20 protein-coding genes are annotated in these 22,300 nt (G+C 62.3%); 6 read left to right on the top strand and 14 right to left on the bottom strand.

Annotated elements, in window-relative coordinates; genetic code table 11:
• Positions 1 to 13 precede the first annotated feature (13 nt).
• The 4 genes from AC3IYG_RS05595 to AC3IYG_RS05610 form a co-directional block, all read right to left on the bottom strand.
• A complete protein-coding gene (locus tag AC3IYG_RS05595; protein ID WP_489312766.1) occupies positions 14 to 2,470 on the bottom strand; it encodes a TonB-dependent siderophore receptor in 2,457 nt (818 codons plus the stop codon).
• A 103-nt stretch (positions 2,471 to 2,573) separates the two neighbouring features.
• Complete coding sequence (locus AC3IYG_RS05600; RefSeq protein WP_489312767.1) at positions 2,574 to 2,834, bottom strand: hypothetical protein; 261 nt, start codon at positions 2,832 to 2,834, stop codon at positions 2,574 to 2,576.
• Positions 2,786 to 3,538 carry a FecR domain-containing protein gene (locus AC3IYG_RS05605; protein WP_489312768.1) on the bottom strand — a complete coding sequence of 251 codons (753 nt, stop codon included), beginning with the start codon at positions 3,536 to 3,538 and terminating at the stop codon, positions 2,786 to 2,788. Before AC3IYG_RS05605 ends, AC3IYG_RS05600 begins: the two co-directional genes overlap by 49 nt.
• Entirely contained in the window at positions 3,535 to 4,074 is a 540-nt protein-coding gene (locus AC3IYG_RS05610) for a sigma-70 family RNA polymerase sigma factor (RefSeq protein ID WP_489312769.1), read from the bottom strand. The genes AC3IYG_RS05605 and AC3IYG_RS05610 overlap by 4 nt, the downstream gene beginning before the upstream one ends.
• 326 nt (positions 4,075 to 4,400) lie before the next feature.
• Here AC3IYG_RS05610 and AC3IYG_RS05615 point away from each other — a divergent pair, with 326 nt between their 5' ends.
• A complete protein-coding gene (locus AC3IYG_RS05615; protein ID WP_489312770.1) occupies positions 4,401 to 5,177 on the top strand; it encodes an ABC transporter substrate-binding protein in 777 nt (258 codons plus the stop codon).
• Positions 5,178 to 5,482: 305 nt separating this feature from the next.
• On the opposite strand, the gene AC3IYG_RS05620 is transcribed toward AC3IYG_RS05615, so the two are convergent.
• From AC3IYG_RS05620 to AC3IYG_RS05660, 9 genes are all read right to left on the bottom strand, one after another.
• Positions 5,483 to 5,905: a 3-isopropylmalate dehydratase gene (locus AC3IYG_RS05620; RefSeq protein WP_489312771.1), complete on the bottom strand. Its 423-nt coding sequence runs from the start codon at positions 5,903 to 5,905 to the stop codon at positions 5,483 to 5,485.
• Positions 5,906 to 6,049: 144 nt separating this feature from the next.
• Positions 6,050 to 6,685, bottom strand: coding sequence for a helix-turn-helix transcriptional regulator (locus AC3IYG_RS05625; protein WP_489312772.1), 636 nt, complete (start codon positions 6,683 to 6,685; stop codon positions 6,050 to 6,052).
• Between the two features lie 83 nt (positions 6,686 to 6,768).
• Entirely contained in the window at positions 6,769 to 7,893 is a 1,125-nt protein-coding gene (locus AC3IYG_RS05630; protein WP_489312773.1) for an NAD(P)/FAD-dependent oxidoreductase, read from the bottom strand.
• An 11-nt stretch (positions 7,894 to 7,904) separates the two neighbouring features.
• The gene (locus AC3IYG_RS05635; RefSeq protein WP_489312774.1) at positions 7,905 to 8,867 is read right to left on the bottom strand and encodes an ornithine cyclodeaminase family protein; all 963 of its coding nucleotides are present in this window, start codon (positions 8,865 to 8,867) and stop codon (positions 7,905 to 7,907) included.
• A gap of 286 nt (positions 8,868 to 9,153) precedes the next feature.
• Complete coding sequence (rhlB, locus tag AC3IYG_RS05640) at positions 9,154 to 10,620, bottom strand: ATP-dependent RNA helicase RhlB (RefSeq protein WP_489312775.1); 1,467 nt, start codon at positions 10,618 to 10,620, stop codon at positions 9,154 to 9,156.
• A 123-nt stretch (positions 10,621 to 10,743) separates the two neighbouring features.
• Complete coding sequence (locus AC3IYG_RS05645; RefSeq protein WP_489312776.1) at positions 10,744 to 11,907, bottom strand: dipeptidase; 1,164 nt, start codon at positions 11,905 to 11,907, stop codon at positions 10,744 to 10,746.
• Between the two features lie 163 nt (positions 11,908 to 12,070).
• Positions 12,071 to 13,009, bottom strand: coding sequence for a GGDEF domain-containing protein (locus tag AC3IYG_RS05650; RefSeq protein ID WP_489312777.1), 939 nt, complete (start codon positions 13,007 to 13,009; stop codon positions 12,071 to 12,073).
• A 276-nt stretch (positions 13,010 to 13,285) separates the two neighbouring features.
• Complete coding sequence (locus AC3IYG_RS05655) at positions 13,286 to 15,193, bottom strand: acyl-CoA synthetase (protein ID WP_489312778.1); 1,908 nt, start codon at positions 15,191 to 15,193, stop codon at positions 13,286 to 13,288.
• 31 nt (positions 15,194 to 15,224) lie between these two features.
• Positions 15,225 to 15,881, bottom strand: coding sequence for an alpha/beta hydrolase (locus AC3IYG_RS05660; protein ID WP_489312779.1), 657 nt, complete (start codon positions 15,879 to 15,881; stop codon positions 15,225 to 15,227).
• 483 nt (positions 15,882 to 16,364) lie between these two features.
• On the opposite strand from AC3IYG_RS05660, the gene AC3IYG_RS05665 reads away from it, so the two are divergent.
• The 4 genes from AC3IYG_RS05665 (at position 16,365) to AC3IYG_RS05680 (ending at position 20,520) form a co-directional block, all read left to right on the top strand.
• Positions 16,365 to 17,393 carry an amino acid ABC transporter substrate-binding protein gene (locus AC3IYG_RS05665; protein WP_489312780.1) on the top strand — a complete coding sequence of 343 codons (1,029 nt, stop codon included), beginning with the start codon at positions 16,365 to 16,367 and terminating at the stop codon, positions 17,391 to 17,393.
• A gap of 64 nt (positions 17,394 to 17,457) precedes the next feature.
• Positions 17,458 to 18,636 carry an amino acid ABC transporter permease gene (locus AC3IYG_RS05670; RefSeq protein ID WP_489312782.1) on the top strand — a complete coding sequence of 393 codons (1,179 nt, stop codon included), beginning with the start codon at positions 17,458 to 17,460 and terminating at the stop codon, positions 18,634 to 18,636.
• 10 nt (positions 18,637 to 18,646) lie between these two features.
• A complete protein-coding gene (locus AC3IYG_RS05675; protein WP_489312783.1) occupies positions 18,647 to 19,744 on the top strand; it encodes an amino acid ABC transporter permease in 1,098 nt (365 codons plus the stop codon).
• 11 nt (positions 19,745 to 19,755) lie between these two features.
• Positions 19,756 to 20,520 carry an amino acid ABC transporter ATP-binding protein gene (locus AC3IYG_RS05680; protein WP_489312784.1) on the top strand — a complete coding sequence of 255 codons (765 nt, stop codon included), beginning with the start codon at positions 19,756 to 19,758 and terminating at the stop codon, positions 20,518 to 20,520.
• A gap of 175 nt (positions 20,521 to 20,695) precedes the next feature.
• Here the strand turns inward: AC3IYG_RS05680 and AC3IYG_RS05685 are convergent, their stop codons facing one another.
• Positions 20,696 to 21,667 (bottom strand): GlxA family transcriptional regulator, encoded by a 972-nt coding sequence (locus tag AC3IYG_RS05685; RefSeq protein ID WP_489312785.1) that lies wholly within the window; start codon positions 21,665 to 21,667, stop codon positions 20,696 to 20,698.
• A 116-nt stretch (positions 21,668 to 21,783) separates the two neighbouring features.
• Here AC3IYG_RS05685 and AC3IYG_RS05690 point away from each other — a divergent pair, with 116 nt between their 5' ends.
• Positions 21,784 to 22,254, top strand: coding sequence for a nuclear transport factor 2 family protein (locus AC3IYG_RS05690; protein ID WP_489312786.1), 471 nt, complete (start codon positions 21,784 to 21,786; stop codon positions 22,252 to 22,254).
• The last annotated feature ends 46 nt before the right edge of the window (positions 22,255 to 22,300 follow it).

The raw sequence follows: 22,300 nt of genomic DNA on the forward strand, positions 1-22,300 counted from the left end.
CGCTAACCGGCTTCTAGAACTTCCAGGTAGCCGACAGGCTCAGGCTGCGCGGTTCGCCGTAGTAGGTGGTGCCGTAGTTGCCGAGGCCCGAGAGGTACTCTTTATCCAGCAGGTTCTTGGCATTCAGGCTGGCGCTCAGGTGCTCGTTGAAATCGTAGCGGGCCATCGCATCCACCAGGGTGTAACTCTCCTGCTTGAGCAGGTACGGGCCCCAGGCATCGCCGTAGAACTGGCTCTGCCAACTCAGCCCGCCACCGACAGTGAGGCGGTTAAGGTCGCCCTGTAGGCGGTAGCTGGTGAACAGCCGCGCCACGTGCTCCGGTTTGGTGGTGGACAGCGGAAAGCCGAAGATGCGCTGGTTTTCGGCGTCGCGGGTGCGGGCATAGGTGTAGCCGGCGGAGAGGTTCCAGCCCTCGCTCAGTTCACCGGCGATTTCCAGCTCGATGCCCTTGGTGGTCGCGCCTTCGATGGGTTTGTAATAGTCGACGCCATTGTTGGTGGTGCCAACGTACTGCCCAACGTTGTCCTGTTCGATGCGGAACAGCGCCAGGCTGGCGTTGAGGCGCCCGCCAAAGTACTCGCCTTTGATCCCCCCTTCATAGCTGGCGCCTTCCACCGGGTCGAGGGTGCTGCCGTTTTCCTGCTTGAGGGTTTGCGGCTGGTAGATGGCGGTGTAGCTGGCGTACAGCGAGTAGGTGTCGTCGAGGTCATAGACCACGCCGGCGTAAGGCGTGACCACGCCATGCTGCTCGTAGCTGGTGCGGCTGTCGGGGTCGATGTAGTAGTCGCTGTGGTCGTCGTATTTGAAGGTGCTGACCCGCGTGCCGATGATCAGCGACAGGTCATCAGTCGGCTTGAAGCGGCTGGCCAGGTATGCGCCGTTTTGCCGCTGATTGGTTTCGTACTCGCCGTTCTTGGGGAAGTCCGGCTCGGGGTAGTCGCCGCTCCAGTCGAAGATACTGCCGGGCACTGTGGCGCCTTGCACGCTTTCGAAAAGGTCGCCGGTGGTTTTCGCCGCCGCGGCGGTGAAACCGGCCACCAGTTCATGCTCGCGGTCGAACAGGGTGAAGGGGCCGCTGGCGTTGATGTCCACGGTGTCCTGCACGCGGTGGCCTTCCCAGTGGCCCCAGTAGAACGCCATGCCCTGGCCGGTAATCGGGTCTGGGTTGCCGCCGCTGGCGGAGCCGAGCAGGGTGTCGTGCTCGTTGATCATGTGGGTCAGGCTGGCCTTGAGTTTCCAGTCGTTGGCCAGGTTCTGTTCCAGCGAACCGAAAAACGTCGTGCTTTCGAAGTCGCGGCGGCTCCAGTCGGTGCCGGGGTTGAACGAGCGCGAGAAATCGGTTTCGCTGCCATCGCTGAAGAACGCCGCGTCGCCGGTCCAGGAGCTGCCGCGCGGTTTGGTGTTCTGGTGGTCGATGCCGAAGGTCAGCAGAGTGTCCGGGGTGAGGTCGGCCTCGAGGATGCCGTAGAGGATGTCTTTTTTCTGCTCGTAGTGGTCGAGGTAGGAGTTGCGGTCCTGGTGCACCCCGACCACGCGCCCGCGCAGGCTGCCCTCGCTGTTCAGCGCACCGGAGATATCGCCTTCGCTGCGGTAGTTGTCCCAGGAGCCGGCACTGCCGGTAATCGAGACCTGGAAGTCGCGGGTCGGGCGTTTGCGCACCAGGTTGACGGTGGCCGAGGGGTCGCCCAGGCCGGTCATCAGGCCGGTGGCGCCTTTGATGACGTCGACGCGGTCGTAGACGGCCATGTCGGTGTGTGTGGTGCCCTGGTCGTAAACCCCGTCGTAGAGGGTGTTGACCCCATCGAACTGGAAGTTGGTGATGGCAAAACCACGGGTGGAGAACTCCATGCGGTCGCTGTCATAGGCCTGCATGGAAATGCCCGGCGTGCGGCTCAGCACATCGCTGATGCTGCGGGCGTCCTGGTCATCCATTTGTTGGCGGGTAATCACTGTCACCGACTGCGGTGTTTCGCGGATCGACAGCGGCAGCTTCAGCGCCGTGCGGGTGCTGCCGGTGGTGTAGGCCCCGGTGCCCTCGGTGCTTTCCCCCAGGCCGCTGCCGTCGATGTTGGTGGCGCCCAGCGACAGGGTTCCGGCGCTGGGCAGCGCTGCCAGTGAGTAGCTATTGCCAGTTTCCCGCACGCTTTGCAGGCCGCTGCCGGCGAGCAGTTGGGCGAAACCCTGGTCGACGCTGTAGCTGCCTTGCAGGCCATTACTCTGTTTGCCATTGGTCAGGCTGGCATCGAAGGACAGCACCACCCCGGCTTCACCGGCAAAGCGGCTGAGCACCGCGCCCAAGGCGCCGGGGGCAATTGCATAGCTGCGTTGGGCGGTCGTTTCGCTCTGCGCCGCGTGGGCTGCCAGCGGTAGCAGCAAGGCGCCGTGCATGGCCAAGGTGGCGCCAAGAATGGCGGCGGCTAAAGGTTTTCTGAGCGGGCGAACCGCTGTTTTTTTCTGCCCTGCGTGCATGCTGACTCCTGAAGATCGGGTAGGCGTTATGGTCTTTGCAGAGGGAGTCGAGCGAGGTGGGGCAAATCGACAATGGCAGATGAGAAGTTTTCGCAGCGGCGTTTCAGGCCTTGGCCATTACCCGCACCCAATAGCGCGTGCGCTGTTCGATCCGCACGGGCAGCGCCCTGGCGATAGCGGCCAGGGCGCTGTCGGTGTCGTCCAGCGGGTAGGCGCCGGAAAGGCGCAAGTCGGCGATGTCGGCGCTGCACTGCACAAACCCCGGGCGATAGCGTTGTAGTTCGGCAAGCAGGCGGTCGAGGCGCCAGTTGTCGATCACCAGTTGGCCATTGCTCCACTGCGTCTGGCTGGGATCGGCGGCCATTGGGTTGTAGAGCTGGGTGGCGGAGAACGACAGGTGTTGATTGGCCTGCACGATCCGCTCGGCGCCTGTGCCATTGCGGTTGTGCACGGCCACCGCATGTTCCAGAACGCAGAGGTCGGTATGCCCTCGCGCTGGCGCACGGTAAAGCGCGTGCCGAGGGCGCGCATATCGCCTTCGGCACTGCGGACCACAAAGGGGCGTACATCCTTGCCGGTTTCGATCAGGATTTCCCCGGCTTGCAGTACCACCAGACGCAGATCGGCCTGAAAGCGGATATCCACCGCGCTGGCGGTATTGAGCATCAGGGTTGAACCGTCGGCCAGCGCAATGCGCCGGCGCTCACCGGTGCGGGTGCGATAGTCCGCCAGCCACACGGGGGCTTCGCGGTAGCCATACAGCCCCAGGCTGCCGGTGCCGAGGCCCAGCAGCAGGCCTTTGAACAGGGTGCGGCGGCCGAATGCCTGGGCATTGCCGGCTTGCTGCATGGCCTGGTAGGCCAGCGGGCCGGGTAGGTCCTGCAGTTGCGCTTGTAGGGCTTGTACCCGTTGCCAGGCCCATTGGTGCAGGGTGTCCTCGGTATGCCAGGCGCGCCACTGCTGGTGCAGGTCATTGCCGACGTCGTCGGCACCCAGGCGTGCATACCACTGCGCTGCCGCGCGCAGGGCCAGGCGCTGTTGAGCACTGATGGATGGTTGGGCGCTCATGCTTGCTGCGCATCCAGGGCGAACAGCAGGCATTGTTCGGTGGCTTTGGCCATGTACTTGGTTACCGAGCTGACCGATACCTCCAGGCGCTTGGCGATTTCCGCATAGCCCAGGCCTTCGAGCTGCGAGAGCAGGAAGGCCTGCTTAACCTTGGTGCCCAGGCCGTCGAGCATGGCGTCCAGTGCCAGCAGGGTTTCGAGGATCAGCAGGCGGCTTTCCGGCGAGAGTTCCTCGGCCAGCGGTTGGCTGGCAAGGGCTTCGAGGTAGGCTTGCTCCAGCGCACGGCGGCGAAAATGGTCGACCATCACCCGTTTGGCGACGGTGACCAGGAAGTGTCGGGGCTCACGCAACTCGCTGGGCAGGCGTGCTGCCTGCTCGGCCAGGAGCAGGCGGACGAAGGTGTCTTGAGCCAGGTCCGCCGCATTGTACGAGCAGCCCAGGCGGCGTCGCAGCCAGCCGAACAACCAGTCGTGGTGGTCGCTGTAGAGCGTGCCGACGGCGTGTCGTTCGTCATGGGTGGGTATGGCCAGGGGCATGGGGTGCGGCTACTTGTTGAGAATGCGTCGCAATTTAATCGAGTCGCCGTTGAAGAGCAACGACAGGCCACTACTCGGCTGAGTCCAGGTTTATTGTTTGGGTTATTGACGGGCAATACCTTAAAGTCCAGTATGGACAAATAAGTACAAAACGTGGCGAGCCATGGACCTTTACCGTCAGTCATCAGCCAATCCGTTCCAGCCCCTGCTTGCCGCGGGCTGCCCTTCTTCTGCCTTGCAACTTGATACCCAAACCGAACCTAACTGCCAGCCCCCTGCCGGCAGCGAGTAGTCCTATACGTCTACGTACAGCGGGAGTCGCAATCATGAGAAAAATCGCATTACTGGGTGGTATCGCCCTCAGCCTGATGGCTTCGAGCCTGTTCGCGGCCGATAAGCCCCTGAAACTGGGTATCGAGGCGGCTTATCCACCGTTCGCCTACAAGACGCCGGCGGGGGAAATCGAAGGCTTCGACCATGATATTGGTAATGCGCTGTGCGAGCAGATGCAGGTCAAGTGCCAGTGGATCGAGCAGGAGTTCGACGGTCTGATTCCGTCCCTCAAAGTGCGCAAGGTCGATGCGATTCTGTCGTCGATGACCATTACCGATGAGCGGCGCAAGTCGGTGGATTTCACCAACAAGTACTACTACAGCCCGGCACGCCTGGCGATGAAGGCCGGTACCGAAGTCGATGCCGATTTCCAGAGTCTCAAGGGCAAGCGCATCGCGGTACAACGCTCGACCACCACCGACCGCTTCGCGACCGAAGTGCTGGAGCCCAAAGGCGTGGTGGTGGTGCGCTACAGCACCCAGAACGAGATCTACCTGGACCTGTTGTCCGGGCGCCTGGACGGCGTGTTGGCGGATGCCATCCCGCTCAATGAAGGTTTCCTGAAAACCGACAGTGGCAAGGGTTTCGCTTTTGTCGGCCCGGATTTCACCGACCCGCACTACTTCGGCGAAGGCGCCGGGATCGCTGTGCGTAAGGGCGACAGCGCGCTGCTGAGCAAACTCAATGAGGCGATCAAGGCGATCCGCGCCAACGGCAAATATCAGGCGATCCAGAGCAAGTACTTCGACTTCGATATTTACGGCAAGTAAGCCTGCTGGAAGAAAACAGCCCCGCATCTGCGGGGCTGTTTTTTGGCGGGAGGATTACCCTGTGTTCGTCTATGGCCGGTGTTCAACCCGCCGCTCCTGGCCGATCCAAACCGGCCAAGAACATCCCCGCCAGGCTAAGCCAATCGGGCAAAGATTACCGTGAAAGCCTTTATCTCGGCAGGTCAGGCCTCGATAGCTGTGCGTCATGGCACGCCCATTACCCCATCGCCGCAGCGTGTGGCGGGAGACGGCGAGCCCGGGATGCAAACTGGCCTCGTCTTCCTGTAGTCATGCGAGGAGAAGACTCAAGGGGCCTCCGCCCGAATCGCAAACCCACCCTTGTTCTCACTGACTATGCGGAAATGCTGGCTCTCACCTTCCTTCAGCTGAACGGCCAGTTCGTAGCGCAGGCGGCCTTTGCCGCAGAGTGTGTCGTCCTGTTCATCGATGCCGATGCCGACGATGCGAGCGCCCGGTGGCACCTGGAAGTTGGCGACTTCACCGATACCGATACGTGCGGCCACTTGGCGGTCGATCAGGAAGGCTACGTAGCAACCACCGCCCAGCATGCCGATGTCGCGGTTTACCACGATCTGACCGCCGCCTTCGATAGGCTGCTGATAGGCCAGCAGGCGGTCCTCGGGGACGTGGGTCACTTGCTCAGGGTCGGCAAAGGATGAACAACCGGCCAGCGTCAGTAGGGGGAGTACTGCACAGATCAATCGCATTGGGGCCCTCCATGGGCGGGTGATCGGTAGGGATGCTGCAGGAACTGTAGCTGAATCGCCCGTGCTGTCATCGGCTCTTGCGACTGGCAGTTCCGAACCGGAGTCTGCCATGCACCCCATAGCCCAGCCTGTCAGGCGAGGGTATCAGCCCTCGCCCTTGATCTCTTTCAGGTGCTTGTAGACCGTGGCCCGGCCCATGTTCAGCACATTCGCCACGTAATTGGCGGCACTTTTGCCCTTGAATGCCCCTTCGCCGTACAGGGCTTCGACCAGTTCGCGCTTGTGCTCGCGGGTCAGCAGATTGAGGCCGAGTTGGCGTTGGCGCAGCCAGCTGTGCAAGAAGGTATTGATCCGTTCCTGCCAGTCGTCGCGGAACAGTGAGTCCGGCTGCGGGATCAGCCGGTTGGAGGAGAGGAACAGGTCCAGCGCGGCCTTGGCGGTCTCGAACATGGAGATGTTCAGGTTGATGCACAGCACGGCCTGGGGTGTGCCCTGGGCATCGCGCAGCACGGTGCTGACCGAGCGGATCTTCTGGCCGTCCCAGTTGAGCTTCTCGTAGGGGCCGATATTCCGCTCGTTGATCTCTCCGCTGAGCAGGTCTTCCAGCGCCGCATCGTCGCCGATTTCACGCTTGGAGATGGTGTTGGCGATGTAGTCCACCCGTTGGCTGCGCAGGTCATGCAGCACCACCTCGGCATGGGGATAGAACAAGGTGGCAATGGCGTCGGCAATCGCCCGGAAGTTATCCAGGGCGGGGTCTTGGCGGTGCGCTGGCTTCATGCGGGGCGAGGCTCCAGGTGGCTACGGCAGCCGCGCGCAGGGCGCGGCATCTATGGCTAGTGTGCCGTAAAGCGCGCTGAGCGTCATTTCAGGCGCGCAGGGGAGAGCATCGCCGGGTTCAGGCCGAAGCGCCTCAGGTGCTCGGGCAGCGGGTGCTGGCGCACCAGTGCGGCACAGGCTTCACCCATCGCCGCCGAGGTCTGGATGCCATAGCCGCCTTGGCCCGCGACCCAGAAGAAAGCCGGTGCCTGCAAGTCGTAGCCGCCGACCAGATCGCCATCGGCGACGAACGAGCGCAACCCGGCCCAGGTCCGCGTCGGCCGGCGGATGCTCAGTGTGGTGGCTTCTTCGATCTGGTAGATGCCCATGGCGATATCCAGCTCTTCGGGCTGCACGTCATGGGGCTCGACCGGGTCGGCGTTGGCGGATGAGCCCAGCAGCATGCCGGCGTCCGGTTTGAAGTAGAAGGATTCGTCGAGGCTCACCAGGCAGGGCCAGGCGTGGGTGTCCAGGCCTTCCGGCGGAGCGAAGATGAATGCCGCGCGGCGTTTCGGTTGCAGCCCCAGTGGCGGCACGCCGGCCAGTGCGGCCAGTTGGTCGGCCCAGCCACCGGCGGCGTTGATCAGCACCGCGGCGCGGTAGGTTTGCTGGCCGGCGTGGACTTCCCACATGTCATCCACGCGCTCGATGCGGGTGACCTCGGCGTCGCAATGGATCTGTCCGTTATTACGGCGGATACCGCGCAGGTAGCCTTGATGCAGGGCATCGGTATCGATATCGGCGGCGCTCGGGTCGAGCATGGCGCCGTGCACCTTTTCCCGCCGCAGCACGGGCACCAGGGCGCAGGCTTGGTCGGCACTGAGCAATTGCATCTCGGGCACGCTGGCCTTGCCACTCAGGTATTGGCGCTGCAGTTCGTCGGGGTCGCCGTTGAAGTCCACCACCATCTCGCCGCGTGGGCTGAGCAGCGGATGCTCGCTGAAACCGGCCGGCGGCGCATCGAAGAACGCCCGGCTGGCGGCGGTCAGGGCACGCACCTGGGGGCTGCCGTAGGCCACGGTATAGAGCGCGGCGGAGCGGCCGGTGGAGTGATAGCCGGGCAGCGATTCACGCTCGAGCACCACGACCCGGCCATGGGGCGAGAGCCAGAAGCCGGTGGAGGCGCCGGCAATCCCGGCGCCGATGATGAGGAAATCTACCTGTTGCATCGCCGGGCTCCCTAGAGGTTGTGGGTGTGCTTGAGATGGTAGAGGGCATTGGCCAGGGCGACATCTTCCAGGCCCAGGCCGATGGAGCGGAAGAACACCGGGCGTTGGTAGTCGGGCAGCCGCGCCGCGCCGCTCAGCAGTTCCGGCAGGTCACCGAGGATGGCGCTTTTGCTCCAGCCATGCTGGCTGCTGGCCAGGAGCATTTCGCCGGCAGAGCCTGGGGTGGTGGCGCGGTAGTCGCAGTACACATCCATCAGCGCCAGCGCTTGCGGCGGCACTTCGTGGGCGCGCACGGCGTTGGTGCTGATCGAGGTGATCAGCGCTGGTTTGCGCAGCGTGGCGGGGTCCAGCACCGGGCTGGCCGATGAGGTGCAGAGCATGATCACGTCGGCGTCGGCCAGCGCTTCATCGCGGCTGGCGCTCAGTTGCAGGCGCGGGTCGAGTTGCTGCAGTTCGAGGTGCTGTGCACCCGGCTTACCCACCAGGCTCGGTGAGTAGAGGTGGATGCTCTGCCAGTCGCGCAGCCCCCGCACATACTGCACGTGGGCGCGCGCCACCGGACCGCTGCCGATCACTGCGAGGCGTTTGGCCTGCGGCGTTGCCAGTGCATCCACCGCTACGGCGGTGGTGGCGGCTGTGCGCGCGGTGGTCAGTGCGCCTGCATCGCAAAGCAGCAAGGGCTGGCCCGTCTCCATGGACATCAGCAGGGTCCAGGCGCTGACCAGCGGGCCTTGCTGGCGCACGATATAGGGCGAGGTCTTGACCCCGTAAACACCTTGCGCCGCGAGTACGCCGAGGTAGTTGATGAAGTCACCGGCAGCGTTGGGGAACTCCACCAGTTGCTGTGCCGGTTGCACGGCAGCCGCGGCGGCCAGGTCGCGGAACATGCGGTGCATGGCCTGGTACACATCGACGTTGGCGAGCAATCGCTCGGCTTCAGCCTGGTGAATGACATAAGGGAGGCTGCTGGACATGGTTCCGCTCCGGGGTTTGGGTCTAAACTTATTTGTCCATATTGGACTTTTAAGTATTTTTCGGCAAGCGGGCCGGCTGCTGCGTGTCAGGGAATGACGCGTTTGTGAAAGGTTGGCGGGGAGCTTTGTCTGGCGCGGTCATCCTCGCGAATGCGGGCATCCACTGGACGCAGCGAGCGATGGGAGAGGGGGGATTTGGCCATGATCGGCATGTTGCAGCAGCCGGCTCGGGCAGAGCCTGGAAAAGCGGCGCAGGGGGCTGCGCCGCTGTTTCTCAGTGCCAAACTTAGTGCTTGCGCGGTACCGGCTTGAGCAGCTCGGTCGGCGGGGTTTCGCAATTGATCTTGCGCCCCAGCAGCGTTTCGATCGCTGGCAACTGGTAGGAGTCGTCCTCGCCGGCGAAGCTGATCGAAACGCCGCTGGCGCCGGCCCGGCCGGTGCGCCCGATACGGTGCACATAGTCGTCCGGCACTTCCGGCAGGGTGAAGTTGATCACGTGGCTGATGCCATCGATGTGGATGCCGCGGCCGGCAACATCGGTGGCGACCATCACCCGGATCTTGCCTTCGCGGAAGCCTTCCAGGGTCTTTATTCGCTTGTGTTGCGGCACGTCACCGGACATCTGCGCGGCGCTGACGCCATCGCGCACCAGGCGTTCTTCGATGCGCCGCACCTCGTCCTTGCGATTGGCGAAGACCATCACCCGTTCCCAGTTGTTCTGGGCGATCAGGTTGTACAGCAGCTTGTATTTGTCGGCACCGGCGACCGCATAGATGTGTTGCTCGACCGTTTCGCTGGCGACGTTTTCCGGTTCGATCTCGACGATGGCCGGGTCGGTGGTCCACTGCTTGGCCAGGTTCATCACGTCTTCGGTGAAGGTCGCGGAGAACAGCAGCGTCTGCCGTTCACTCTTTTGCGGCGTCTGGCGGATGATCTGCCGTACTTGCGGGATGAAGCCCATGTCGAGCATGCGGTCGGCTTCGTCCAGCACCATCACTTCGACCATGTCCAGGTGCACTTCGCCGCGCTGGTTGAAGTCCAGCAGGCGGCCAGGCGTTGCCACGAGAATGTCGCAGAAGCGCGACTCCAGCTGCTTGAGCTGTTTGTCGAAGTCCATGCCGCCAACGAACGACATTACGTTGAGACCGGAATACTTGGTCAGCAGCTCGGCGTCTTTGGCGATCTGCACCACCAATTCGCGGGTTGGGGCGATGATCAACGCCCGTGGCTCACCCATGAAACGCTCTTTCGGCGGCGGGGTTTGCTGCAACTGGGTGATGATCGAGATCAGGAAGGCCGCGGTTTTACCGGTACCGGTCTGCGCCCGGCCAATGGCGTCCTGGCCCTTGAGGGTGAAGCCCAGCACACCGGCCTGGATCGGCGTGCAATACGGGAAGCCGAGGTCGTGGATGGCATGCATCAGCTCCGGCGAGAGCTTGAAGTCATGAAAGCGGGTCTTGCCGGCTTGCGGCTCGACGACGAAATCTTCCAGCTTCCAGGTATCCACCGGTTTGGCCGGCCGCTCGCGGCGTGGCTTCTCGGCTTTCGGGCTGTCGCTCTTGGCGCTGGCAGGGCTTGGCTGGCTGTCGGTTTGCGCGGCGCGCGGCTCACGAGGCGTGCGCGCAGGCTTGGGCTGACGCGGGCGAGCGTCAGCAGCGACGACAGGAGTGGGGGCGGAAGAGGTTGCAACGGGGCCAGACGCGGGCAATTCGCCCTCGCCTTTGCCAAACATTTTCTTGAGTGCTTTGAGCACGGGAATCTCTTCAATTGATTAAGGAATGAACGGCCGCCAGTGTAAAGCAAGAAGCAGGTGCGGCGAAATGTTGCAGGTGATCGTGCATCGCAACCCTCAAAGCCCGGCTTTGCCGGGTGTTGATCAGGCTTGCGGCAGGCTCTGCAGCAGCAGGCGTTGTACATTGCCGCCCATGATTGCGGCGATATCGCTGGGGCTGAAGCCGGCTTGCAACAGCCCTTCGGTCAGTTGGGCCAGCCCCGTGGCATCGAACGGGGCATGGATGGTGCCGTTGAAGTCCGAGCCCAGGGCCACATGCTCGACGCCAATCGTATCGACCGTGTAGCGAATCGCTTTGACGATCGCCGCGACCGAGGTGGCGCACACGGCGGTGTCCCAGTAGCCGATGCCGATCACCCCGCCGGTAGCGGCAATGCGCCGAATGTGTTGGTCGCTGAGGTTGCGGGTGCCTGGGCAGGTGCCTTCGACGCCGGTGTGCGAGACCAGGAGCGGGCGGGTAGCGATGGCCAGTACGTCGTCGATCAGCGGGCGAGAGGCGTGGGCCAGGTCGACCAGCATGCCTTTCTCTTCCAGGTGGGCGATCACGCGACGGCCAAAGGGCGTCAGTCCACCCTTTTCCAGGCCGTGGGCAGAGCCGCCGACTTCGTTATCGAAGAAGTGGGTCAGCCCGGTGATGCGAAAGCCCGCGTCATACAGGCGGTCGATGTTCGCCAGCTTGCCCTCCAGCGGGTGCAAGCCCTCGGTGGCGAGAATGGCGGCCAGGCGCTGCGGATCTTTTTTCCATTCCTGGGTGAAGTTGGCAAGTTCAACGCGGTTTCTCACCACCACCAGGCGGCCAGCGCTATCGGCTGCGGCCTGGTGCAGCTTCTGGCTCTGGTAGAGGGCACGTTCCAGCAGGCTGGTCCAGGTTGCGCGCGGCCAACGTTGGGCCATGATCAGCAGCGTGATGTTGTCGCTGTCACTGCCGTTTTTCTCGTAGTTCAGGTTGCGCGGGGTTTTGGTCACCGTGGAAAAAACCTGCAGGCCGACCCGGCCTTCGAGCATCCGCGGCAGGTCTGAGTGGCCGTAATCCACGCGCTTGAGCAGGTCGCGCTCCCAGAGCAGGGCATCGTCGTGCAAGTCGGCGATAAACAAGGTCTCGTGCAGCTGTTTTGCATCGGCGCTGGCCGGGTAGGGGGCCGGTCTGGCGACGCTGTTGAGCTTGCGGTCGAGCAGGCCGGGTAGGCTGAAGAACCCCGCGAGACCGATGACGAGCAGGACGATCAGGGTAATCGAGAGTTTGCGCATGGGTAGCATCCGAGCTTGTTGTTATGCCGGGCACTTTAGCAGAGCGGGTCGGGGTTGAAAGTGACGCACAGCAACCTGGCCGGACGCGCTTGGCGCGGGCCAGGCCAGCAGGAAGGGCCGACTTCGACAGGGGCGCGGAGGACGCCATTCAGCCGCCGGCGGTTCAACCGCAGAGGCAGTTGCGGCCTTGTTGCTTGGCTTGGTAAAGCGCGCTGTCGGCCCGTGCGATCAGGCTTTGCAGGCTGTCGCTGGGGCGCATCTGCGCCAGGCCGATGGACATGGTGACGCCGGGCAATACGCCGACCGGAGAGTAGAAGGAACTGACTTTTTCCAGACTTTGGCGCAGCCGCTCGCCAATGCTGCGGCCTTCCTCGATGGCCATTTCCGGCAGCAGGATGACGAACTCTTCACCGCCATAGCGGGTCAGGCTGTCTTTGGGTCTTAACTGGCTGCGCAGGGTATGCGCGACCAGGCACAAGGCATAGTCGCCAGCCAGGTGGCCATGCTGGTCGTTGTAGGTCTTGAAGTGGTCGACATCCAGCATCAACAGGCTCATCGGCTGACCGTTGAAGGCGCAGCGGGTGTTTTCGCGCTCGAACACATGCTCCAGCCAGCGGCGGTTGAAGGAGCCGGTGAGGGTGTCGATATTGGCGTGCTGCTCACTGTCGAGGATGCTCTGGTTGCCTTGGCGTACACGCTCGCAGAGCAACCCCAGCAGGTTCTGCATCAGTTGCGGTGATTGCGCGAGCAACTTGAGCAAGGATTCCCGGTGCAGACACAGCACCAGGCTCGGCACTGTGGCGACCACGTAAGCGGAGGGCGGGGCATTATCGATAAAGCTGATTTCGCCGACGCATTCGCCTGCTTCCAGGGTGCTGACCGCCTGATTCTCCAGGGAGCCTAGGTAGACCTTGAGCTGGCCTTTGAGCAGCAGGTAGAGGTGCTGGTTACAGTTGAACGGCGACAGGAGAACTTCATCGGCCTCTATTTCGCAGGCGTGAAACTCCTTGAGTAGCAGTGAGAGGCTACTGGTGGCGACGTTTTGAAACAGTCGCAGGTGCTTGACTTGCAGCAGGTCTTCCTGCCAATGCGCAGTTTTCATCGCAAAGGTGGTTGGCCAGGCTGGCTGGGGTAGACGGGTGGCATCGCAGACGCTTCCTGTCGTTTGGGCGAACACCTGAATCGACAGTATTCGAGCCGTGTCAGGCTGACAATCCTCAGCCCAAAGCGTGCCGACCAGTGGTCATTTGGCGGTGTGCTGCCGGCCTCATCTTGGCTTGGTCGCCAGCTCGTCGTGGTGCTGGCGCTTGCGACGGGGCTGCCGCCCAGCCGAGGCGAGGGCCTTGGCTGGGTCAACAGCGGTGCAGGGGTTTCTGCGTCAGCCCTGGGCGATTATTTCCGATCTCACGGCAAAACCGGCCAGGCAGCTTTCGATGGCCGCGCGCTGAGCGTTATCCAGTCGCGAGGCATGCACATGGGCCACTTGCCCGTGCTGGTCATCGGTGATGACTTCGACCCGTATGTCGGGAGCGATGTGTTGCAGTTGCTCCTCGAATACGCGACGAATGGCATCGAAGCGCAGGGCCGGCTTGAAGGTTTTGCCCACGGCGGTGACCGGGATGAGGTCGATGATCCACACGTCTTTCGGGATCGCCGCGCGCTCGGGGATGTGCGCGGCGGCATGTTCGCGCAGTGCGGCTTCGTCGACCGTCATGCCGGGTTTGAGCTGGACGTAGACCACCGGTAACTCACCGGCCTTGATGTCGGGTTTGCCGACGGCGGCGGCCATGGCCACGGCCGGGTGCTTGTGCAGCGCTTCTTCGATCATCTGCGGGTCGATGTTGTGCCCGCCGCGGATGATCAGGTCCTTGCTGCGCCCGGTCAGCCAGATATAGCCGTCGGCGTCGATGCGGCCAAGGTCGCCGGTATTGAACCAGTCGCCATCGACCCAGATGCCTTTGTTCTTGTCGGCCTGCAGGTAGCCGTTGAATACCGTGATGCCGCGCAGGCAGAGGGTGCCGATTTCGTTCTGCGCCGCGTCGCGCAGGTACTGGCCCTGCTCGTCGAGGACGGCGATCTTCACCTCGCAATACGGCATGCGGATGCCAATCGAGCCTGGCCGGGGTTCACCCGCCGGGGGGTTGCCGCAGGTGCCGCAGGTGCCCTCGGTAAGGCCGTAGCCTTCAATCAGTTTCAGCCCGGTTTTACCCTCGAACTGCCGGATCAGCTCCACCGGCATCGGTGCCGCACCGCAGAGGGCATAACGCAGGCTGGAGAGGTCGTGACCCGCGCTCGGCACTTGCAGCAGGCCGGCATAGATGGTCGGTACGCCACTGAAGAAGCTCACGCGGTAGCGTTCGATGATCTTCCAGAAATTCTGGATCAGGCTGGCGCTGCGATAACCCTGGGGTGTCGCCAGCAGCACCTGGGCACCGACATAGAAGGGCGCCAGGCCGGTGACCATCACGCCGTTGACATGGAACAGCGGCAACCCGCACAGGGTGATGTCGCGTTCGTTCAGGTCGATGGCGAAGGCGAGGATCATCGCCATCGCCACCTCGTTGCGATGGCTGTGCGGCGCCAGTTTGGGGGTGCCGGTGGTGCCGCCGGTATGAAAGTAGGAGGCGATGTCGTCCGGGGCGATCACCCGGCCGCTTTCCAGGTGGTCGTCCGGGCAGGCGGCGAGCAATTCGTCGAAGTCCTGCACGTCCGCCGGTAACGCGCCGCGCTGGGCTTTCAAGCCACTGCGCTGTGGCTCCGGCAGGTAGTTGGCGAGGTCGACGGTGATGATCGATTTCAGCTCCGGCAGCCGCTCGCGCAGGCCGGCGACCTTGTCCCACAAGTCGGTGCCGGGGAAGGGTGCCAGCGTCACCAGCACCTCGGAATCGGAGGCGCGGATCAATTCGGCGATGTGCTCGGCATCCAACAGCGGGTTGATCGCATTGACGATTCCCGCTGCCTCGCCGCCCCAGAGGGTGAAGTGCGTGTGCGGCAGGTTCGGCAACAGGAACGACACGGCCTTGCCCGGACGCACGCCGAGGCGGTGGAAAGCGTTGGCGGCCTGGGTGATTTTGCCGAACAACTCGGCATAGCTCAGTTGGTAGGGCGTTTCTTCACTGTTGCCTTGCAGCAGAAAGGTCAGCGCCGTGGCGTCCGGGCTGCGTGCCGCACTGCGCCGCAGCAACTCGTAAGTGCTGGGTGGCATGTCGCGATCTTGAAGGGAGATCTGTTCGATCGACTCGGTATCGCGCAGCGAACCGATAGCGGCAACGGCGGTTTGGCTCATGGTGGTGTCTGCTGACCTGTAGGCAAAGGGTTCAGCCCAAGCGTGCCGCCAGCCAAGTGCCAATATCGCGCACTTCTTCCGGCAACACCTCATGGCTCATCGGGTATTCCTGCCATGTCACCGGTACACCCTGGGTGGCCAGGCAGTCATGGGCGGCGCGCCCCATCTCAGGCAGCACCACATCATCGAAAGTGCCATGCAAACAATAAACCGGCAGTTGTCTTTTTGTATCCGGCAACTGCAGTTCGGCGTTGAGGGTGGGGGCGTAGGTCGACAATGCCAGCACACCGCCCAGCGGTCCTTGCCAGCGCAAGAATGCCGCGTGGTACACCACCGCCCCGCCTTGGGAGAAGCCCGCGAGGAAAATCCGGGTGGGGTCGATCCCGCTGTCGCGTTGCGCTTCGATCAGGTTGATGACCTTCTGCGCCGAGGCTTCCAGCTGCTCGTGGTTGATCGCCCGTGCCGGGCTCATGGCGAGGATGTCGTACCAGCTCGGCATGGCGTAGCCGCCGTTGATCGTCACCGCTCGGGTCGGTGCTTGCGGCAACAGGAAGCGGGTGCTGAGCAGGCGCTGCTGCAACGCCTCGGCCACTGGCAGGAAGTCATAGCGGTCGGCGCCGAGGCCGTGCAACCAGATGACGCACGAATCGGCGCTATGTGTGGGCTCAAGTATCAATGTTTCGTGCATGTGTGCTCCTGTGCGGTGCGCGCGCCCCTGGACGGGGCGTTGATTCACCAGGTGTTTGGTGAATCAGTTAATAAGTTGTCGCAAGGTTACAAGTTTTGCTCTTGACCTGTCTGAATAGCGTCTTTCAAGGGGTGCTGGTACGGGCTTTGCTATGGATTGCGCTGACCGAGTGCAGGGCTCCGCGGTGGTAACACTGTGTAATTCCGGGCGCTGCCACAGGCAAAACAAGCGCTGGGAGATTTTCAACAGATTCGTCAAACGCTGCAGCTTGGCGCGCAAACGAACGAGACGATCCCCAGCCAGCCCATTCGAACAATGGGCAGGAATGAGTTTTTTGGCCGATAGGACTATCGCCAACTAGACTCATTCCTTAGGTCTGCACCCCGGTCGACCCCGCTGTTATCGAGGGGGTCGAGCGTGCCTCATAAGGGTACGGCGGTAGGGCCGAGACTCCAAACACAACAACGGCAACTGGAGGTTTTAATGAAGATGGTGAAATCCACCCTGGCTGTGCTGACAGCTGCAGCAGTGCTCGGCGTCAGCAGTTTCGCTCAGGCGGGCGCGACTCTGGATAAAGTGAAGAAACAGGGTTTTGTTCAGTGCGGAGTCAGTGATGGTCTGCCGGGCTTCTCCGTTCCCGACGCCAAAGGCAACTACCAGGGTATCGACGTTGATATCTGCCGTGGTGTCGCGGCGGCCGTATTGGGCGATGCTTCGAAAGTCAAATACAGCCCGCTGACCGCCAAGGAGCGTTTCACGGCGATCCAGTCCGGTGAAGTCGACATGTTGTCGCGCAACACCACCTGGACCAGCTCCCGCGATGCCGGCATGGGTCTGGTGTTCGCTGGCGTGACGTACTACGACGGTATCGGCTTCCTGGTGAACAAGAAGCTCGGTGTTTCCAGCGCCAAGGAACTCGACGGGGCGACCATCTGCATTCAGGCCGGTACCACTACCGAGCTGAACGTCTCCGACTACTTCCGCTCCAACGGCCTGAAATACACCCCGATCACCTTCGACACCTCGGATGAAAGCGCCAAGTCGCTGGAAGCCGGTCGTTGCGACGTGCTGACCTCCGACCAGTCGCAACTCTATGCTCAGCGGATCAAGCTGGCTGCGCCGGCTGACTACGTGGTGCTGCCCGAAGTGATTTCCAAGGAGCCCCTGGGCCCAGTGGTTCGCAAGGGCGACGAAGAGTGGTTCAGCATCGTCAAGTGGACCCTGTTCGCCATGCTCAACGCCGAAGAGATGGGCGTGACCTCGAAGAACGTCGAAGCCGAAGCCAAATCCACCAAGAACCCGGACGTCGCTCGTCTGCTGGGTGCTGACGGTGAATACGGCAAGGATCTGAAACTGCCGAAAGACTGGGCGGTACAGATCATCAAGCAAGTCGGTAACTACGGCGAAGTGTTTGAACGCAACATCGGTCAAGGCAGTGAGCTGAAAATCCAGCGCGGCCTCAACGCGCTGTGGAATAAGGGCGGGATTCAATACGCGCCACCTGTGCGCTGATTGACCGGTCGCCCGGTGGTTCGCTGCCGGGCGATTTTTTGTTCCGTTATTCCTGGGGCACTCCATGCAAAATCAAATTGGCGCCCCACGAGGTTTTTCGCTCAGCGACCCTCGTGTGCGTGCTTGGCTATTTCAGATCATCATGCTGGCCGCGGTGATCTCTCTGGGTTGGTTCCTCTTCGACAATACCCAGACCAACTTGCAACATCGTGGCATCACCTCGGGCTTCGGCTTCCTGCAGAACAGTGCAGGTTTCGGCATTGCGCAGCACCTGATCGACTACACCGAAGCCGACAGTTATGCCCGCGTGTTCGTCATCGGGCTGCTCAACACCTTGCTGGTGTCGTTCATCGGTATTTTCTTCGCGACCATCCTCGGCTTCATCCTCGGGGTCGCGCGGTTGTCGACCAACTGGATGGTCAGCAGGCTGGCAACCGTCTATATCGAGACGTTCCGTAATATTCCGCCACTGCTGCAGATCCTGTTCTGGTACTTCGCGGTGCTGCTGCCGCTGCCGGGGCCGCGCAACAGCCTGAATATCGCCGACAGCTTCTTTCTCAGTAATCGCGGTCTGTACATGCCGGCGAGCTCTGTGGCGGAAGGTTTCTGGCCATTCGTGATCAGCCTGCTGGTTGCCCTTGTGGCGACCGTGCTGATGACTCGCTGGGCGAACAAACGCTTCGAAAGCACCGGTGTGCCGTTCCATAAGTTCTGGGTTGGCCTGGCACTGATGATCGTCATTCCAGCGCTGTGCGCGCTGCTGTTCGGCAGCCCGCTGCACTGGGCTGCACCGCAATTGAAGGGTTTCAACTTCATCGGTGGCTGGGTGATGATCCCCGAGTTGCTGGCGCTGACCATCGCGCTGACAGCCTACACCGCCGCCTTTATCGCCGAGATCGTGCGTTCCGGGATCAAGTCGGTCAGCCATGGCCAGACCGAAGCGGCGCGCTCCCTGGGCCTGCGTACCGGTCCGACGCTGCGCAAGGTGATCATTCCGCAAGCCCTGCGGGTGATCATTCCACCGCTGACCAGCCAATACCTCAACCTGGCGAAGAACTCCTCGCTGGCCGCCGGTATCGGCTATCCGGACATGGTGTCGCTGTTTGCCGGTACGGTGCTGAACCAGACCGGGCAGGCCATCGAGGTGATTGCCATAACCATGAGCGTGTACCTGGCCATCAGCATCAGCATTTCCCTGCTGATGAACTGGTACAACAAGCGCATTGCGTTGATCGAGCGGTGAGGATAGGCGCATGACGACTCATACTTTCAAACCCGACATGCCACCACCCAGCACCAGCGTGGGCGTTGTGGCGTGGATGCGGGCCAATCTGTTCTCCAATTGGCTGAATACCCTGCTGACCTTGTTCGCGGTGTATCTGGTCTGGTTGATCGTTCCTCCGTTGCTGAGTTGGAGCATTTTCGACGCCAACTGGGTCGGCACCACCCGGGCCGACTGCACCAAGGAAGGCGCTTGCTGGGTGTTCGTGCAGCAGCGCTTCAGCCAGTTCATGTACGGTTTCTACCCCAGCGAGTTGCGCTGGCGAGTGGATCTCACGGTATGGCTGGCCGTGCTCGGTGTCGCGCCGCTGTTCATCAAGAAGTTCCCGCACAAGGTCATTTACGGCTTGGGTTTTCTGCTGGTCTACCCGCTGCTGGCCTACTGGCTGTTGCACGGCGGTTCTTTCGGCCTGGAAACCGTAGCGACCAGCAAATGGGGCGGCCTGATGCTGACCCTGGTGATCGCCACCGTGGGTATCGCCGGCGCCTTGCCGCTGGGGATTCTGCTGGCGCTTGGGCGGCGTTCCAATCTGCCGGCGATTCGTGTGGTCTGCGTGACCTTCATCGAGTTCTGGCGTGGTGTGCCGTTGATCACGGTGCTGTTCATGTCGTCGGTGATGCTGCCGTTGTTCCTGCCTGAAGGCATGAGCTTCGACAAGCTGATGCGGGCGCTGATCGGGGTGATCCTGTTCCAGTCGGCCTACATCGCCGAAGTGGTGCGCGGCGGCTTGCAGGCGATTCCCAAAGGTCAGTACGAAGCAGCTTCGGCCATGGGCCTGGGCTACTGGCGCAGCATGGGCCTGGTGATTCTGCCGCAGGCGTTGAAGCTGGTGATCCCCGGCATCGTCAACACCTTCATCGCCTTGTTCAAGGACACCAGCCTGGTGATCATCATCGGTTTGTTCGACCTGCTCAACAGCGTCAAGCAAGCCGCGGCCGATCCGGCCTGGCTCGGCATGGCGACCGAAGGCTATGTGTTCGCCGCCCTGGTGTTCTGGATTTTCTGTTTTGGTATGTCCCGCTACTCCATGCATTTGGAGCGTAAGTTGGACACAGGCCACAAGCGTTAGGAGTCGAGTAAATGAGCGAAGCGATCAAACAGCCTGTGAGCCCTGAAGGCATTATTCAGATGCAGGGCGTGAACAAGTGGTACGGCCAGTTCCACGTACTCAAAGACATCAACCTGGACGTCAAACAGGGCGAGCGTATCGTGCTGTGCGGGCCGTCCGGTTCCGGCAAGTCGACCACCATTCGCTGCCTCAACCGTCTGGAAGAGCACCAACAGGGCCGCATCGTGGTCGATGGCGTGGAGCTGACCAACGACCTCAAGCAGATCGAAGCGATCCGTCGCGAAGTCGGCATGGTGTTTCAGCACTTCAACCTGTTCCCGCATCTGACCATCCTGCAGAACTGCACCCTGGCGCCGATGTGGGTACGCAAGATGCCCAAGCGCAAGGCCGAAGAAATTGCCATGCACTACCTGGAGCGCGTGCGTATTCCAGAGCAAGCGCACAAATACCCGGGGCAGCTTTCCGGCGGCCAGCAACAGCGTGTGGCGATCGCTCGCGCACTGTGCATGAAACCGAAGATCATGTTGTTCGACGAACCGACTTCGGCGCTGGACCCGGAGATGGTCAAGGAGGTACTCGATACCATGATCGGCCTGGCCGAAGACGGTATGACCATGCTCTGCGTGACCCACGAAATGGGCTTTGCCCGTACCGTGGCGAACCGGGTGATTTTCATGGACAAAGGCGAAATCGTCGAGCAGGCCGCGCCGAATGATTTCTTCGACAAGCCGCAGAACGAGCGCACCAAGCTGTTCCTCAGCCAGATCCTGCACTAGCGGGTGCTGAGTTGAAAAAAGGGAGCCGCAAGGCTCCCTTTTTTATGGGCTGTAGGGTGGGAGCGCTTTCAGCTGCGATGGGTGTTTGCAGGGGTCGCGGCTGAAGCCGCTGCCACCCTACCCATTTCCACACCTCCGCCGCTCAAACACATGGCCAGTCTGCCGGCTGAGCCCTTTACGCATGCGCAACCTGACTCGGATGGTTGCGCAAACGCTGACGGAACGCACCAGGTGTTTCCCCACACAGTTGCTTGAATAGCTTGGCGAAAGCGGCGCGGTCGCCGTAACCGACCTGCGCGGCAATCTGCTCCAGTGAGCGTGCCGGTTGGCGCAGGGCGGCTTGTGCGGCGCTGATGCGCAGGCGTTGCAGGTAGTCGTTGGGCGTCAGCCCGGTGCTGGCGCGAAACCGCCGCAGCAGGGTGCGCGGCGAGCAGTTCGCGCGTTCGGCCAAACGCTGTAAGTCCATCGGTTCGGCGTAGTGCTGCCGCAGCCAATGCAGCAATGGCGCTAGCTGGTCATCGCTGCTGCTGGCTTCCGGCAGCAGTGGGGCGAAGCGTGATTGGCGTCCGCGCTGGGTTTCGAACACCAGCGCGGCGGCAACCCGCTGTGCCAGCCAGTCGCCGGCATGCCAGCCAATCAGGTACAGGCACAGGTCGAGGCCAGCATGGGCGCCGCCGGAGCAGAGCAGGTTGCCGTCATGGGTCAGCAGCTCGTCAATCTGCAGCAAAACCTGCGGGAAGCGCTGACGAAACGCGTTAGCCAGCGCCCAGTGGGTCGTGGCGCTACGCCCGTCGAGCACGCCAGCGGCCGCGAGCAGAAAGGCGCTGCTGCAGAGGCTGGCCAAACGTTGCTGTTGGCCGCGGGCAGCCAGCCAGGGCAGCAGCGCCGCGTTCGCACTGAGGGTGTGCTCGATGGCACTGCCGGTTGCGGGGATCAGGATCAGATCCGCTTGCTCGGCTAGGCTCAAGTCACCGTCGATTTTGATGCGGGCAAAACCCAGCTCGACCGGTTGGCCATCGAGGCTGAAACGCTGCAGCTTGAACAGCGTTTCGCCGGCCAGTTGGTTGGCCAGCATGAAGGCGTCGATCGTCATGCTCAGGCTTGAGCAGACCGTTTGCGGGCAGACGTAGAGCGCGACGTTCAGCATGGCGGTGACCAGAAATGGAGTTTGGCTATTTTTGACACAAGGTTGTCGATATAGCCAATCGCCGATGTCAATGAATCTCTCGACAATGAACAACCTTCCACTCGCCGGAGTCTTGCATGAGCCATCCCAACGCCGAATTGATCAGTTGTTTTTACCAGGCCTTCCAGCGTTTGGATGGCGAGGCCATGGCGGCCTGCTATGCCGCCGATGTGCGTTTCAGCGACCCGGTGTTCACCGACCTGCGCGGGTCTGAGGCGGGTGACATGTGGCGCATGCTGGCCAGCCGCGCGCAGCAGTTTTCCCTGACCTATAGCGACGTGCAGGCCGACGACCAGCAAGGCAGTGCGCGCTGGGTCGCCACTTACCTGTTCAGCCAGAGCGGTCGCACGGTGGTCAATCATATCCAGGCGCGTTTCGTCTTTCGTGACGGCCAGATCATTCAGCACCACGACCACTTCGACCTGTGGCGGTGGGCGCGTCAGGCACTGGGCATGAAAGGTGTCCTGCTCGGTTGGGCGCCGCCCGTGCAGGGCGCGATTCGTCGGCAGGCGGCCAAGGGGCTGGCGGCATTCCGGGCTGGCCGTTAACGCTTAACGCTGGGGAAAGCCCTGGCTGAGGCTCGCTCGACAGGTC

Source organism: Pseudomonas sp. KH_027 (genome assembly GCF_057838565.1).